The sequence below is a fragment of the Mycobacterium paraense genome, assembly GCF_002101815.1.
GTDB classification, from domain to species: Bacteria; Actinomycetota; Actinomycetes; order Mycobacteriales; family Mycobacteriaceae; genus Mycobacterium; species Mycobacterium paraense.
This window is the reverse complement of the sequence record NZ_LQPM01000024.1, coordinates 193391-208241: the sequence shown is the minus strand read 5'-3', so window position 1 is coordinate 208241 and position 14851 is coordinate 193391. Positions and strand designations below refer to the sequence as shown.

Here is a 14851-nt window from a genome sequence, read left to right as displayed (position 1 = left end):
ATCGACCTAACGGGTCAGCAGCGCAACGGATTCGGTGTGATGGGTCAGCGGGAACGCGTCGAACACCTTGATCTTCTCGACAGCGTAGCCGCGCGCGCGGTACAGGCCGATGTCGCGCGCGAAAGACGCTGCCTCGCAACCGATGTGGACCACGCGCGGCACCTCGGCGGCGGCCAGTAGGTCGATGATCTCGCGCCCGGCGCCGGCGCGCGGCGGGTCCAGCACCGCCACATCCGCCCTTGGGGCCCCGGGCCCTTGCGCGGTCAGCGCCCGCCGGACGGAGTCGGTGACGATGTCCACCTGGGGCAGGTCGGCCAGCGCGTCGCGCGCGGCCCGCGTCGCCGAGCGCGAGGTGTCGACGGTCAGCACCCGCCCCGAGGGACCCACCGCGTCGCCGAGCGCGGCGGCGAAAACGCCCGCGCCGCCGTAGAGATCCCACACCGTCATGCCCGCACTCGGCTGCGCCCAGTCGACCACCAGGCCGCTGTAGACGCGCGCCGCGTCGCGATGCGCCTGCCAGAACGCCGTGACCGGTACCCGCCAGTTGCGCGCGCCCACCCGCTGCACCGCCTCGTAGCCGCCCTCGACCACCGTGGTCTGGGTCCGCCGGCCGTGCCGCACGGCGCACACGACGTGGCGCTCGCCGTCGTCGTCGACGGCGACGTGAAGCTGCGCGTGCGGGGGCCAGTCGGCCTCCGAAAGCCCGTCGAGCATGCCGGGCGGCAGCTGCGCGCACCGCAGGTCGGTGACCAGCTCGTCGCTGTGGTAGCGGTGGAAGCCGGGCCGGCGGTCCTCGCCCACCTCCAGCCGGACGCGGGTGCGCCACCCGGCGGGCCCGGCATCGGAGAGCGGCACCGCCTCGCCAGCCCAGTCGTGCCCGCCCAGCCGGGACAGCTGGTTGGCGACGACCTGCGCCTTGAGCCCCCGGGCCGCCTCGGGGGTGGCGAACGCCAAATCGCAACAGCCCGCGCCGTCGGCCCCGGCGATCGGGCACAGCGACGCGACGCGGTCGTCCGACGGCTCGATCACCTCGACAACCTGGGCGTGCCAATAGGAATCGCGCTCGGAGGTCACCCGCACCCGCACCCGCTCGCCGGGCAGCGCGTAGCGGACGAACACGACCCGGCCCTCGTGGTGCGCCACGCAGCTCCCCCCGTTGGCCGGGGGGCCGGTGACCAGCGTCAGTTCGGTGCTCAATCGAAGATGCCGCGACGGGCGTCGCCGGGCGCCGCGTGCGGGTGGAAGGCCTTGAGTCGTTCCGACGAATTCAATTGCCAGGGAACCGAAGTCACCATCACATTGGGCATGAACAGCAGCCTGCCCTTGAGCCGCAGCGCGCTCTGGTTGTGCAGCACCTGCTCCCACCAGTGGCCCACCACATATTCGGGGATGAACACCGTCACCACGGTGCGCGGCGACTCCTTGCTGACCCGCTTGACGTAATCGAGGATGGGGCGGGTGATCTCGCGGTACGGCGACGCAATGACCTTGAGCGGCACACTGATATCGCTTTCCTCCCACTTGTGCACCAGGTCGCGGGTTTCGGCGTCGTCGACGCTGACCGTGAGGGCCTCGAGCACGTCGGGACGGGTGGCGCGCGCGTAGGCCAGCGCGCGCAGCGTCGGCAGGTGCAGCTTCGACACCAGCACCAGGGCGTGGTTGCGGCTGGGCAACACCACGTCGTGCTCGGCCGCCTCCTGCTCCTCCAGCTCCCGGCTCACGGTGTGGTAGTGCCGGTGGATCATCTTCATGATGATGAACAGCAAGCTCATCGCGAACAGGGCGATCCACGCTCCCGCGGCGAACTTGGTGACCAGGACGACCAACAGCACCGCGCCGGTGGACAGCAAGCCGACGGTGTTGACCACCCGCGAGCGCATCATCTTGCGCCGCACCCGCGGATCGGTCTCGGTGCGCAGCAGCCGGGTCCAGTGCCGCACCATGCCGATCTGGCTCAGCGTGAACGAGATGAACACGCCGACGATGTACAGCTGGATCAGCGCGGTGACCTCGCCGCGGAACGCGATGATCGCCAGCAGGGCCGCCCCGGACAGGAACAGGATCCCGTTGGAGAACGCCAATCTGTCGCCGCGGGTGTGCAATTGGCGCGGCAGGTAGCTGTGCTGCGCCAGGATCGAGCCGAGCACGGGAAACCCGTTGAAGGCGGTGTTTGCCGCCAGCACCAGGATCAGCGCGGTGACCGTGGCGATCAACAGGAACCCGATGTGAAAGCTGCCGAACACCGTCTCGGCCAGCTGCGTGACCAACGTCTTCTGGTAGTAGTTCGGCGGGGCGCCGGTCAGCTGCCGCGCGGGATCCTCGACGAGCTTGACCCCGATCTTCTCGGCCAGCACGATGATGCCCATCAGCAGGGTCACCGCGATGCCGCCCAGCATCAGCAGGGTCGTGGCCGCGTTGCGCGACTTGGGTTTCTGAAACGCCGGCACGCCGTTGCTGATCGCCTCGACACCGGTCAGCGCCGCGCAGCCCGAGGAGAACGACCGCGCCACCAGAAAAGCCAGAGCGAAGCCGACGATCTGGCCGTGCTCGGCGTGCATCTCGAAACCGGCCGACTCCGCGCGCAGTGGGTTGCCCAGCACGAAGATCCGGAACAGGCCCCAGCCGATCATGACCAACACGCCGATGATGAAGGCGTAGGTCGGAATGGCGAACGCCAGCCCGGACTCGCGGACCCCGCGCAGGTTCAGGGCCATCACCAACAGGATCGCGGCCACGCAGAACCACACCTTGTTCTGCGCGACGATCGGGATCGCCGAGCCGATGTTCGACATCGCCGACGCCGTCGAAACGGCAACGGTGAGAACGTAATCCACCATCAGTGCGCTGGCCACGACCAGGCCCGCGGTGTCGCCGAGGTTGGTGGTGACCACTTCGTAGTCGCCGCCGCCCGACGGGTAGGCGTGCACGTTCTGCCGGTAGCTGGCGACCACGACCAACATGACCGCGGCCACGGCCAGACCGATCCACGGTGTCAGCGCGTACGCGCTCACCCCGGCCACCGAGAGCATCAGGAAGACTTCCTCGGGCGCGTAGGCCACCGAGGACAGCGCATCGGAGGCGAACACCGGCAAGGCGATCCGTTTGGGCAGCAGGGTGTGACTCAGCCGGTCGCTGCGAAACGGCCGGCCGATCAGCAGCCGGCGCGCAGCGGTCGAAAGTTTGGACACGAGAGCCAAGAGTAAGCCCACCCGGGCTTGGTAGCGTTTCGTAGGCAACAATGTTGCGGACGGACCGAATCGGCTGGCCAGCCCGGGTTGCCGATTGGACAGCGCAGGACCCGGCCGAGAGGACCCCAAGTGCGCGTGGTTGTGATGGGTTGCGGCCGGGTGGGCTCCTCGCTCGCCGACGCGCTCTCCCGCATCGGCCACGACGTGGCCGTCATCGACCGCGACAGCACCGCGTTCAACCGGCTCAGTCCGGAGTTCTCCGGCGAGCGGGTGCTGGGCCAGGGATTCGACCGGGACGTGCTGCTCAGCGCGGGCATCGAGGAGGCCGACGCGTTCGCCGCGGTGTCGTCGGGGGACAACTCGAACATCATCTCGGCGCGGCTGGCGCGGGAGACCTTCGGCGTGCAGCGCGTCGTCGCGCGGATCTACGACGCCAAGCGCGCCGAGGTCTACGAGCGCCTCGGCATCCCGACGATCGCGACGGTCCCCTGGACCACCGACCGCCTGCTCAACACGCTCACCCGGGAGAGCGAGACCGCCAAGTGGCGCGACCCCACCGGCACCGTCGCGGTGGCCGAGGTCGATCTGCACGAGGACTGGGTGGGGCACCGGGCCACCGACCTGGAGCAGGCCACCGGCGCGCGGGTGGCGTTTTTGATCCGGTTCGGCACCGGGGTGTTGCCCGAACCGAAGACCGTGATCCAGGCCGGCGATAAGGTCTACATCGCGGCAATATCCGGCCGCGCCGCCGAGGCGGTCGCCATCGCGGCGCTGCCGCCGGCAGAGGACCTCGAGTCGGGACCGCGCAAATGAAAGTAGCTGTCGCCGGGGCCGGCGCCGTCGGCCGATCGGTCACCCGCGAACTCGTCGGCAACGGCCACGACGTGACCCTGATCGAGCGCAACCCCGAGCACGTCGACGTCGACGCCATCCCGGCCGCGCACTGGCGCCTCGGCGACGCCTGCGAACTGAGCCTGCTGCAGTCGGTGCACCTGGAGGGCTTCGACGTGGTGGTCGCCGCGACCGGCGACGACAAGGCCAACGTGGTGCTCAGCCTGCTGGCCAAGACCGAGTTCGCGGTGCCGCGGGTGGTGGCCCGGGTCAACGATCCCCGCAACGAATGGCTGTTCACCGATGCGTGGGGGGTGGATGTGGCGGTGTCCACGCCGCGCATGCTGGCCTCGCTCATCGAGGAGGCGGTCGCCGTCGGTGATCTGGTGCGGCTCATGGAATTCCGCCGCGGTCAGGCCAACCTGGTCGAGATCACCCTGCCCGACGACACGCCGTGGGGCGGCAAGCCGGTGCGCCGGTTGCAGCTGCCGCGGGACGCGGCCCTGGTGACCATCCTGCGCGGGCCGCGCGTCATCGTGCCGGAGGCCGACGAGCCGCTCGAAGGCGGCGACGAACTCCTCTTCGTCGCGGTCGCCGAGGCGGAAGAGGAGCTACAGAAGCTGCTGCTGCCGGACGCCGAGCCCGGCGACTAGTCGGTCACCCGTTCGGCGCCGGCGTTCTCCTCGGCGGGCATCGCGCGCTGCGCGGCCTTGATCGCCGCAAACGTCGCCAGCGCGGCCAGCACCGTCAGCGGCCAGCCCATCGAGATGCGGGCCACGCCCAGCCAACCGGTCTGGTCGGCGTCGTACAGGATGTGCTGGACCACGAACCGGGCGCCGAACACCAGCACCCAGCACAGCGAGGCGATGTCGAACGCGTAGACGGCCCGCGGAACCTCGCGCCAGGCGCGGTCGCGCCCGGTGGCCCAGCTCCACGCGTAGCCGACGAGGGGCCGACGGATCAGCACCGACGCCGCGAACAGCACCGCCCACAGCAGCGACATCCAGATGCCCAGCAGGAAGTAGCCCTTGGACTGCCCCACCGCGTAGGCGATCAGCGCGCAGACGGCGACGCCGATGAACCCGGAGAACGCCGGCTGGGTGGATTCCCGGCGGATCAGGCGCCACAGCAGGACCAGCGCGGCCACGCCGAGCGCGGCGCCGATGGCGGGCAGCAGACCGGACAGGCCGGAAACCACCACGAAGACCACCACGGGCAGCGACGAGTAGATGATCCCGCTGAATCCGCCCACCTGTTCCAGCAGGCGCTCGCTGGGAGCGGTCACCGTTGAATTTCGTAGTGCGGGTTGTAGATCGCCTTGCTGCCGTTGTCCAGCTTGCCCATCCGGCCCCGGACCCGCAGCGTGCGCCCCGAGTCGATGCCGGGGATGCGGCGTTGGCCCAACCACACCAGCGTGACGGTGTCGGTGCCGTCGAACAGTTCGGCGCGGACCCCGCCGGAACAACCCTTGCCGTTCGTTTCCACGCTGCGCAGCGTGCCGACCATGGTGACCTCCTGGCCACGTTCGCAGTCGATCGCACGTTGCGCGCCGGTACTCGCGACTTCGTCGGACAATTCTTCGGAGTCGAGCTGCTCCGGGTCCTCCGTCAACCGACGGGTGAGCCGGCGCAAATATCCTTGGGCCCCCATGGCCACTCCTGACAGTGCTCTAAAAGCCTCGGTGCTTCCTCCATGCCAACGGACACCGTAGACCTGTTGGTTCCCCGGCGCCAACCCAACGAAACGTGATGTTGGACGGCTCGCGACGGCCGGGCAATATCGAGGGGTGGCTGTCGATCTGCGGGGCGTCGCGACCGTGTTGCTGCCGGGCACCGGCTCCGACGACGACTACGTCTACCGGGCGTTTTCCGGTCCGCTGCGCGCGGTCGGCGCCACGCTGGTGGCCCCGCCGCCCCGGCCGGACCGGTTGATCGACGGGTATCTGTCCGCGTTGGACGACGCGGCCCGCGACGGCCCGATCGGCGTGGGCGGCGTGTCGATCGGCGCCGCCGTGGCGGCCGCGTGGGCGCTAGCCCACCCCGACCGCGCCGTCGCCGTCCTGGCCGCGCTGCCCGCCTGGGCCGGCGCGCCCGGAACCGCGCCCGCCGCGCTGGCGGCGCGGTACTCGGCGTCCCAGCTGCGCGCCGACGGCCTGGCGGCGACGACGACGCAGATGCGGGCCTCCAGCCCGCCGTGGCTGGCCGACGAGCTGACCCGGTCGTGGCGCGCCCAGTGGCCGCAGCTGCCGGACGCCATGGAGGAGGCGGCGGAATACGTCGCGCCCAGTTGCGCGGACCTGACCGGGCTGGGCACGCCGCTGGCGGTGGCCGCCGCGGTCGACGATCCGATCCACCCGTTGCAGGTGGCGGTCGACTGGGTCACCGCCGCGCCGCGGGCGGCGCTGCGGACGGTGACGCTGGACCAGCTCGGCGCGGACCCCGCCGCACTGGGCGCGGCCTGCCTGGCCGCCCTCGAAGAGCTGTAGTAAAACTAACCGCCGGTGGTGGTGCGCAGCTGCTGCATGGCCGACCCCTCGGCGCTGCGGCGCGCGGCCGGCTCGGGCGGCTGCTCACCCGGGGGCTGCTCCCCCTGCGCCTGGGCCTGCTGCGCGGCCGCGGCCGCCCGCAACTGTTCGGCCATCGGCTCGGGCAGCTGCACCGGCAGCGGCGTCCGCACCGGCAGCGGTGTGTCGCCGCGGCGAACCACGGTGTCCGCCAACGCCGCACGCGCCTCCTGCTCCAACGCTTCCATCGTTTCGTGCGCGCCGTTGATGACGCAGCGGATCATCCAGCGGTAGCCGTCGACCCCGATGAACCGCACCACCCCGGTGGCGGTGCCGACCACCTCGCGGCCCCAGGGCCCGTCCTTGATGCTGACCTTGGCCGAGTCTTTGCGCAGCGACTCGGCGAGCTCGGCGGCCACCTCGCGCCACAGACCCCCGGTCTTGGGCGCGGCGTAGGCGGCGATCGTGAAGCGGCCGTTGGGCGTGACCACCCACACCGCGCTGGGGACGCCGGTCTCGGTCAGCTCGACCTGCAGTTGGCCGGCCTCCGGCATGGGGATCAGGACCGAGCCCAGGTCGAGCCGCGCCAGCTCGGCCACCGCGGGGTCGTCGAAGTCGTCGATGTCGAACGGGCCCTCGAGTTCGTCGGACTCCTCGGGGGAAACCTGGGCCTCGACGTCGTCCGTGGGGTCGCCGTCGCCTTTGTCTGAGCGCTTACCGAATGCCGCCATCACAAACTCGCATGTCCTCCGGAGGAACCGTGACCACCGTCGCCACGGGATGTTTCGGCCAGCCCGGCCTCGTCGAACGACGACACCTCGACCAGCTCCACCAACTCGACCCGCTGCACCAGCAATTGGGCGATCCGGTCGCCGCGGTGCACCACGATCGGCTCGTCCGGGTCGAGATTGATCAGCGCGACCTTGATCTCGCCGCGGTACCCGGCGTCGATTGTGCCCGGGCTGTTGACGATCGAAAGGCCAACGCGCGCAGCCAATCCCGAGCGCGGGTGCACCAAACCCACCATCCCGTACGGGATGGCCACCGCGACGCCCGTTCGCACCAGGGCGCGACGCCCCGGGTCCAGCTTGACGTCTTCGGCGCTGAAAAGGTCGACCCCGGCGTCGCCGTCGTGGGCGCGGCTGGGCAGCGGGAGTTCGGGATCGAGGCGGACGATGGCCAGACTGGTGGACACGGGGCCACAGACTACCCTTGACCGCGTGTCTGGAACGCGCGTCGCGCCGCACGGCGTGCGATATCGCGAACGGCTGTGGGTGCCATGGTGGTGGTGGCCACTGGCTTTCGGCCTGGCGGCGCTGATCGCCTTCGAAGTCAACCTCGGTGTTCGCTCGCTGCCCGATTGGCTGCCGTACGCAACGCTGTTCGTGGTGGCCACCGGCGCGCTGCTGTGGCTGGGCCGGGTCGAGATCCGCGTCACCGCCGACCCGTCCGCCCCGGGCGGGGTGGAGCTGTGGGCCGGCGAGGCGCACCTACCGGTCAACGTGATCGCCCGCTCGGCCGAGGTTGCGCCGTCGGCGAAGTCGGCAGCCCTGGGCCGCCAGCTCGACCCGGCCGCCTACGTGCTGCACCGGGCATGGGTCGGGCCCATGGTGCTGGTGGTCCTCGATGACCCAGACGACCCGACGCCGTACTGGCTGGTGAGCTGCCGTCACCCCGAGCGGGTGCTGTCGGCATTACGCAGCTGACCGATCAGGCTGCGCAGTCGGTACAGATCATCACGCCGTTCTTCTCGCTGGCGAGACGGCTGCGGTGTTGCACCAGAAAGCAGCTCGAGCAGGTGAACTCGTCGGCCTGTTTCGGGATGACGCGTACGGACAGCTCTTCTCCGGAAAGATCGGCGCCGGGCAGTTCGAAATTCTCAGCTGATTCAGACTCGTCGACGTCGACGACGGCCGAGGCCGCCTCGTTGCGTCGTGCTTTGAGCTCCTCGAGCGAGTCTTCCGAGACGTCGTCGGTCTCGGTACGCCGCGGAGCGTCGTAATCGGTAGGCATATCTCTCCCCTGCCCTATCCCCTCTAACAGGCCTCGTTTATCCCAAGCAACGCTTTGTACCAGCGTCGAACGCATCCACCAAACGATTCGTGCCCGGATCGCGCGCCATTAGTGTGTGATTTGCATCACACCCCGGGATTGACCCTTGCCTCGAGTCTTAAACAGTGCCTTTAGAGTGCACATGTGGTCGCACAGATTACCGAAGGTACGGCTTTTGACAAGCACGGGAGGCCCTTCAGGCGGCGCAATCCCCGGCCCGCGATCGTGGTGCTGGTCCTCCTGGTGGTGGCCACCGGCGTGGTGTGGACGGTGGCGCTGACGCGACCGGCGAAGGTGCACGAGGCCGTGGTGTGCAACCCGCCGCCGCAGCCGCCCGGGTCGACGGCCCCCCAACTCGGTGAGCAGGTGTCGCGCAGCGCCATGGCCGACGTCACCCCCGCCAAGCTCGCCGACACCAAGGTCCGGGTGCTCAACGCCAGCGGTCGCGGCGGCCAGGCCGGCGATGTCGCGGGCGCCATGAAGGACCTGGGCTTCGCGCAGCCCACCGCCGCCAACGACCCCGTCTACGCCGGCACCCGGCTGAACTGCCAGGGGCAGATCCGCTTCGGCACGGCCGGGCAGGCCACCGCCGCCGCGGTGTGGCTGGTGGCGCCGTGCACGGAATTGTTCAACGACAACCGCGCCGACGATTCCGTCGACCTGGCCATCGGCACCGAGTTCACCTCGCTGGCCCACAACGACGACGTCGATGCGGTGCTCGCCAGCCTGAAGCCGGGCGCCACCGAGCCGTCGGATCCCGCACTGCTGCAAAAGATTCACTCCAGCAGCTGCTGATCCTCGCTCACTCCGGCAGCGGCTGCAGGCCGTCGAACCGCTCCAGGGCCGCCAACAGCTCGTCGGCGATGCCCGGGGCGGCGGCCACCACCAAACCCGCGCTGCCCGACGGGCCGTCCGGCTCGGTGACCAACACGCGGGCCCCCGCCTCGGCCGCGATCAGCGCGCCGGCCGCGCGGTCCCACACCTGCAGCCCGTGCTCGTAGAAGGCGTCCAGCCGGCCCGCCGCGACCATGCAGAGATCCAGCGCCGCGGACCCGATGCGACGGACGTCGCGCACCACCGGGAGCAGCTGCGCCACCAAGGCCGCCTGGCTCACGCGGCGCCGCCGCGAGTAGCCAAAACCGGTGCCCAGCAACGCCATCGACAACTCGTCGACCGCGGCGCACCGCAAGGCTTCGGTGCCCCGCTCGTCGCTGACGTGCGCGCCCAGGCCGGTCGCGGCCGAGTACACCCGGCCGCCGACGACGTCGGCCACCGCGCCCGCCACCGACACGCCGTCGATCTGGGCGCCCACCGACACCGCGTAGGCCGGGATGCCGTAGACGAAATTCACTGTGCCGTCGATGGGATCGAGCACCCACGTGACCGCGCCGGCGGGGGCGGTCCCGTCGCCGGCCGGCCCGCCGCCCTCCTCGCCGAGAATCGGGTCGCCGGGCCGCAATTGGGCCAACCGATCCCGCAGTAGCCGCTCGGTCTCGGTGTCGACCACCGTCACCGGGTCCGTCGGGGTGGTCTTCGAGCGCACCGCGCCGCTGCCCGCCGCGGAAAGGCTCGCGGCCCGGCCGCCGAACACCTCGGCGCGGCGGCGCCGCACGAACTCGGCGGCCTCGGCGGCCAGCTTTTCGGCCACGGAACGCAGCTGCGCGGGGTCGTTATCGGGTGGCGTCACCGGTCCATCGCATCACAGACGCCACGGCGCCGCAGATAGCCGCAACCGGCGTCGCCACCGGGCTAAGGTGGGCGGACAGGCCAACTCTCGCCGAGGAGTCTCGATGACCAGCACCGACTCGACCACGGGCACGCCCCTGCAAGCGGTCTCCGGCAAGCCGCAGCGTCGCGGGTTCGGCATCGACGTCGGGGGCAGCGGCATCAAGGGCGGCATCGTCGACATGGACACCGGGCTGCTGATCGGCGAACGGATCAAGCTGTTGACCCCGCAGCCGGCCACCCCGTCGGCCGTCGCCAAGACCATCGCCGAGGTCGTCCGCGGCTTCGACTGGACCGGTCCCCTGGGGGTGACCTACCCCGGCGTCGTCACCCACGGGGTCGTGCAGACGGCCGCCAACGTCGACAAGGCCTGGATCGGGTGCAACGCGCGCGACGTGATCAGCGCCGAACTGGACGGCCAGGAGGTGGTGATCCTCAACGACGCCGACGCCGCCGGGCTCGCCGAGGAGCACTACGGCGCCGGCAGGAACCAGTCCGGTCTGGTGGTGCTGCTGACCTTCGGCACCGGCATCGGCTCCGCGGTCATCCACAACGGGACGCTGATACCCAACACCGAGTTCGGGCACCTCGAAGTGGGTGGCAAGGAGGCCGAACAGCGGGCGGCGTCGTCGGTCAAGGAGCGCAACGGCTGGAGCTACGAAAAGTGGACCAAGCAGGTCACACGGGTGCTGGTGGCCATCGAGAACGCGATCTGGCCGGACCTGTTCATCGCTGGCGGCGGGATCAGCCGCAAGGCCGACAAGTGGCTCCCGCTGCTGGAAAACCGGACCCCGGTGGTGGCCGCGGCGTTGCAGAACACCGCCGGCATCGTGGGCGCGGCGATGGCGGCCACTTCGGATGTGACCCACTGAATTTTGGCCGGTAGCCGGGTACGGGCGGCCGCTGTCGTTACAATGGTCCTCGGCGACCGCCCGACTGAAAGCGTGCAAACACACACACGCCGATATCAACGCCGACATTCGACATAGCAGACACTTTCGGTTTCCCATGCCCATACCCACCGAAAGTGCGTCCAAACGAAGGGGTGTAAGTGGCACCGAGCAAGGCAAGTGCGGCAACCGACCAGCCGGTGAAGCGCACCGCCACGAAGTCTCCGTCGTCCCCCGCTAAGCGCCCGGCCGCGAAGGCCGCCAACGGCGCCGCCCCCGCGAAGCGGGCCGCCAAGACGGCCCCGCGGGCCACCAAGGCGCACGAGGCCCCCGCCGCGGCCGAGACCGCGAAGAAGACCCGCACCCCGGCGAAGGCCGGCGCCAAGGCGCCGTCCGCGCGCGGAACCAAGGCGGCCAAGGGTGCCCCCGACGACGCCGACGTCGAGGCCCTCGACACCGACGGCGCGGTCGAGGATCTCGACGCCGAACCCGACCTCGAGGGTGAGCCGGGCGAAGACCTCGACATCGACGCCGACGACCTCAACCTCGACGACCTCGAAGAGGACGTGGCCGCCGACGGCGAGGACGCCGAGCTCGAGGCGGGCGACGCCGAGGAAGGCGAGGAGGAGGCGGCGGAGAAGCCCGCCGCCAAGGCCGCGACGGCGGCCGAAGAGGACGAGGACATCGCCGAGCCGTCCGAAAAGGACAAGGCCTCCGGTGATTTCGTGTGGGACGAGGACGAATCCGAGGCGCTGCGCCAGGCCCGCAAGGACGCCGAGCTCACCGCGTCCGCGGACTCCGTTCGCGCCTACCTGAAGCAGATCGGCAAGGTGGCGCTGCTCAACGCGGAGGAAGAGGTCGAACTCGCGAAGCGGATCGAGGCCGGCCTGTACGCCACGCAGCTGATGAGCGAGCACGCCGAGCGCGGCGACAAGCTGCCCGCCGCCCAGCGCCGCGACATGATGTGGATCTGCCGCGACGGCGATCGCGCGAAGAACCATCTGCTGGAAGCCAACCTGCGGCTGGTGGTTTCGCTGGCCAAGCGCTACACGGGCCGCGGCATGGCCTTCCTCGACCTCATCCAGGAAGGCAACCTGGGCCTGATCCGCGCGGTCGAAAAGTTCGACTACACAAAGGGTTACAAGTTCTCCACCTACGCCACGTGGTGGATCCGCCAGGCCATCACCCGGGCCATGGCCGACCAGGCGCGCACCATCCGCATCCCGGTCCACATGGTCGAGGTGATCAACAAGCTGGGCCGCATCCAGCGCGAGCTGCTTCAGGATCTGGGCCGCGAGCCCACGCCGGAGGAGCTGGCCAAGGAGATGGACATCACGCCCGAGAAGGTCCTGGAGATCCAGCAATACGCGCGCGAGCCGATCTCGCTGGACCAGACCATCGGCGACGAGGGCGACAGCCAGCTCGGCGACTTCATCGAAGACAGCGAAGCGGTGGTGGCCGTCGACGCGGTGTCGTTCACCCTGCTGCAGGATCAGCTGCAGTCGGTGCTGGAGACGCTGTCGGAGCGCGAAGCCGGCGTAGTACGGCTGCGCTTCGGGCTCACCGACGGCCAGCCCCGCACCCTCGACGAGATCGGGCAGGTGTACGGCGTGACCCGCGAGCGCATCCGCCAGATCGAGTCCAAGACGATGTCGAAGCTGCGCCACCCCAGCCGTTCCCAGGTGTTGCGCGACTACCTCGACTGAGGACCCGCCCAAAAACATACGTTGACCACGGTGTTCGGCTTAAAGCCGGATTGGCATCAAGGGCTCAGTTAAGGTATCGGTCATGCGATTTCGACATCGCCACGTTCACCTCGGAAGTGAACAAGCCGATCGGATGGCTAGCACCCGGCCGCCTGAAGTTGATTGAGTACCTGCTCGACAGCATCCACAGCACTATCCACCACGAAGAGCAATGGGCGCGTGTCACCAACGTCAGGTAGTTCGATCTTCTCGATGTAGCCGTTTTGAACCTGGAAGTTCACAGGCCGCAAGCCGGGATTGTTGGTGCCGTCTAATCGGACGGGTGTCGGCGGTGGTAACTCAAGGGTCACCGTCGCTACCACGGCTCCGTCGAGCATCTCGACGGGTTGGGCATCAACCGACGCAACAGGCAATTCGCTGTCGACGATGTCGAAGTCTTCGTTCACATACGACACGGTTCGTACTGCACGGTGCTTGTCCTGATTCACCAGGCTGTTCAGTACAGCGAGCGGGTGCCAGTCTGGCCCGCCCTGCTGCTGTGTGAAATGAAAAGGCTGGCTCTGATCGATCACCGCTAGGACCGCCGAGTCAACAAGAGGGCTTAGGTTGGCTTGTGTCGCTTGCCATTTCTGCGGATCCGTAAGGATAGGGAAGTACAGCGACCGTTCTTGCTGCGGCGTCAGCGTGCTTCGCGCTTCCGCGTGGCCGAAGACTGAATGGTCAAGGGCTGCACGCAGGTTCGTGAGGACGTCTCCAACGGTCAAGCCCCAGTGGTCGGGCTTCTCTTCGTTCACTTTCACGACAACCCGAAAGGTAAGACGGTCGTTCGGGTCGCGGTAGCTCGTCTGTTGAAGCACCCAGTCGTGCGGCTCCCGTGCACGAAATGCCTCGACATCCGCCTTCAGAGCATCGCGATGCATCTTGGCGCGGGCTAGCTTCGCGAAAGCGCTCTGCATTGTTTCCCTCCCCGTCTTGGGACACCGACTCAGCCCGGAGCGCACCCTAGCACTTAGGGTGGTGCGCGCGGTGTCGTCGCGCGCCGCGATTGTCGCGCTATCGTCGGCGTTATGGCGAACGGCGACGAACCGCCGGTGCAGCAAGGTTACGAGTGGCTGGAAAACCGTGTTTCTGCAGCGTTGGAGACTGTGCTCGGGTTAGAGGTTGCGGCCACGTCCGAGATCGCAGAGGACGACGCCTACTTGCACCCGATCTATCGCACCTTCCATCAAGACGTTGTCCAGTGCTTGCTCAGCGCGCTCGACCATCTCCGGTTCTTAAGTTGGTCGCTGCGTAACCGCAACGAGCCGTTCCCCTACGCACAGTTCACGCTGATTCGGACAGCGATCACCGGCGGTTCGACGGCGTTATGGATGTTGAGCGGAAGCACGCGCGATGAGCGACGAATCCGCGCGCTCGAATTCAGCTTCAAGGACATCAGGTCCGAAGTGGCATGGGTCGATACGGTCAGGGCGTTCCCTCAGAACCAGGACCTCAACGGCGAGGACCACCAGGAGTGGGCTGACGAAATGGGGAGGCGACAGGACTGGATCGTCGAGCAGGCCAATTCGCTGCTCAACCCGACAACGCCGCTCACGCGCCGGAGCTTTGCCAAGCAGTGCACCACAGATACCGAAATAGTGACGCTCGCTGGCAGAGCCCTGCCTGCAGGCGCTACGGGCAGCTATGACCCGGCGATCACGCTCCTCAACACCTGGCAGACGATGAGCGGCTTCGCGCATGCGCGCCCCTGGGCCGCCCTACCCGGCAGGGAGATAACGGGCACCGACCCCGTTACGGGCTGGTGGAAGGTCACCCAGAAGGGCGATCCCAACCGGCTGCTGGATGCTGCGTTTCGTGGGCTGCCAGCGGTCGAAGAGGCGGTGCGCAGGCTGGTCGCATTGTCACGGCCATGACCGCCTTCGTCGCGGGAAGTAATTGCGGCGGCGCATGTACCGT

17 protein-coding genes are annotated in these 14851 nt (G+C 68.8%); 8 read left to right on the top strand and 9 right to left on the bottom strand.

Going from position 1 to position 14851, the window contains the following annotated elements; genetic code table 11:
* Positions 1-6 precede the first annotated feature (6 nt).
* A complete protein-coding gene (locus AWB89_RS19630) occupies positions 7-1197 on the bottom strand; it encodes a class I SAM-dependent RNA methyltransferase (RefSeq protein ID WP_085175891.1) in 1191 nt (396 codons plus the stop codon).
* Positions 1194-3188: an APC family permease gene (locus AWB89_RS19625; protein ID WP_085102906.1), complete on the bottom strand. Its 1995-nt coding sequence runs from the start codon at positions 3186-3188 to the stop codon at positions 1194-1196. The genes AWB89_RS19630 and AWB89_RS19625 overlap by 4 nt, the downstream gene beginning before the upstream one ends.
* A 129-nt stretch (positions 3189-3317) precedes the next feature.
* On the opposite strand from AWB89_RS19625, the gene AWB89_RS19620 reads away from it, so the two are divergent.
* Together AWB89_RS19620 and AWB89_RS19615 are read left to right on the top strand one after the other, a co-directional pair.
* Complete coding sequence (locus AWB89_RS19620; protein ID WP_085102904.1) at positions 3318-4001, top strand: potassium channel family protein; 684 nt, start codon at positions 3318-3320, stop codon at positions 3999-4001.
* Entirely contained in the window at positions 3998-4672 is a 675-nt protein-coding gene (locus tag AWB89_RS19615; protein ID WP_085102902.1) for a potassium channel family protein, read from the top strand. The genes AWB89_RS19620 and AWB89_RS19615 overlap by 4 nt, the downstream gene beginning before the upstream one ends.
* Here the strand turns inward: AWB89_RS19615 and AWB89_RS19610 are convergent.
* Together AWB89_RS19610 and AWB89_RS19605 are read right to left on the bottom strand one after the other, a co-directional pair.
* Positions 4669-5304 (bottom strand): DUF3159 domain-containing protein, encoded by a 636-nt coding sequence (locus AWB89_RS19610; protein ID WP_085102900.1) that lies wholly within the window; start codon positions 5302-5304, stop codon positions 4669-4671. The two genes, AWB89_RS19615 and AWB89_RS19610, sit on opposite strands and share 4 nt — an antisense overlap.
* On the bottom strand, positions 5301-5669 hold the full coding sequence (locus AWB89_RS19605; RefSeq protein ID WP_085102899.1) for an OB-fold nucleic acid binding domain-containing protein: 369 nt from the start codon (positions 5667-5669) through the stop codon (positions 5301-5303). The genes AWB89_RS19610 and AWB89_RS19605 overlap by 4 nt, the downstream gene beginning before the upstream one ends.
* A gap of 136 nt (positions 5670-5805) precedes the next feature.
* On the opposite strand from AWB89_RS19605, the gene AWB89_RS19600 reads away from it, so the two are divergent.
* The gene (locus tag AWB89_RS19600) at positions 5806-6504 is read left to right on the top strand and encodes a hypothetical protein (RefSeq protein WP_085175890.1); all 699 of its coding nucleotides are present in this window, start codon (positions 5806-5808) and stop codon (positions 6502-6504) included.
* A 5-nt stretch (positions 6505-6509) separates the two neighbouring features.
* Here AWB89_RS19600 and AWB89_RS19595 read toward each other — a convergent pair whose 3' ends face one another.
* Together AWB89_RS19595 and dut are read right to left on the bottom strand one after the other, a co-directional pair.
* Positions 6510-7253: a DUF3710 domain-containing protein gene (locus tag AWB89_RS19595; RefSeq protein WP_085102894.1), complete on the bottom strand. Its 744-nt coding sequence runs from the start codon at positions 7251-7253 to the stop codon at positions 6510-6512.
* Positions 7253-7717, bottom strand: coding sequence for a dUTP diphosphatase (gene dut, locus AWB89_RS19590; RefSeq protein ID WP_085102892.1), 465 nt, complete (start codon positions 7715-7717; stop codon positions 7253-7255). Before dut ends, AWB89_RS19595 begins: the two co-directional genes overlap by 1 nt.
* 25 nt (positions 7718-7742) lie before the next feature.
* Here dut and AWB89_RS19585 point away from each other — a divergent pair, with 25 nt between their 5' ends.
* Positions 7743-8228 (top strand): DUF3093 domain-containing protein, encoded by a 486-nt coding sequence (locus AWB89_RS19585; RefSeq protein ID WP_085175889.1) that lies wholly within the window; start codon positions 7743-7745, stop codon positions 8226-8228.
* Positions 8229-8232: 4 nt separating this feature from the next.
* Here the strand turns inward: AWB89_RS19585 and AWB89_RS19580 are convergent, their stop codons facing one another.
* Complete coding sequence (locus tag AWB89_RS19580) at positions 8233-8535, bottom strand: DUF4193 domain-containing protein (RefSeq protein WP_036468275.1); 303 nt, start codon at positions 8533-8535, stop codon at positions 8233-8235.
* A 183-nt stretch (positions 8536-8718) separates the two neighbouring features.
* On the opposite strand from AWB89_RS19580, the gene cei reads away from it, so the two are divergent.
* Positions 8719-9369: an envelope integrity protein Cei gene (gene cei / locus AWB89_RS19575; protein ID WP_085102889.1), complete on the top strand. Its 651-nt coding sequence runs from the start codon at positions 8719-8721 to the stop codon at positions 9367-9369.
* A gap of 7 nt (positions 9370-9376) precedes the next feature.
* Here cei and AWB89_RS19570 read toward each other — a convergent pair whose 3' ends face one another.
* Positions 9377-10261: an inositol monophosphatase family protein gene (locus AWB89_RS19570; RefSeq protein ID WP_085175888.1), complete on the bottom strand. Its 885-nt coding sequence runs from the start codon at positions 10259-10261 to the stop codon at positions 9377-9379.
* Between the two features lie 103 nt (positions 10262-10364).
* On the opposite strand from AWB89_RS19570, the gene ppgK reads away from it, so the two are divergent.
* Positions 10365-11171, top strand: a complete 807-nt coding sequence (gene ppgK / locus AWB89_RS19565; RefSeq protein ID WP_085175887.1) for a polyphosphate--glucose phosphotransferase — start codon at positions 10365-10367, stop codon at positions 11169-11171.
* Positions 11172-11350: 179 nt separating this feature from the next.
* Positions 11351-12895, top strand: a complete 1545-nt coding sequence (locus AWB89_RS19560) for an RNA polymerase sigma factor (protein ID WP_085175886.1) — start codon at positions 11351-11353, stop codon at positions 12893-12895.
* Positions 12896-13032: 137 nt separating this feature from the next.
* Here AWB89_RS19560 and AWB89_RS19555 read toward each other — a convergent pair whose 3' ends face one another.
* On the bottom strand, positions 13033-13851 hold the full coding sequence (locus tag AWB89_RS19555; protein ID WP_085175885.1) for a hypothetical protein: 819 nt from the start codon (positions 13849-13851) through the stop codon (positions 13033-13035).
* A gap of 111 nt (positions 13852-13962) precedes the next feature.
* On the opposite strand from AWB89_RS19555, the gene AWB89_RS19550 reads away from it, so the two are divergent.
* Positions 13963-14808, top strand: a complete 846-nt coding sequence (locus tag AWB89_RS19550) for a hypothetical protein (protein WP_085175884.1) — start codon at positions 13963-13965, stop codon at positions 14806-14808.
* Positions 14809-14851: the final 43 nt, after the last annotated feature.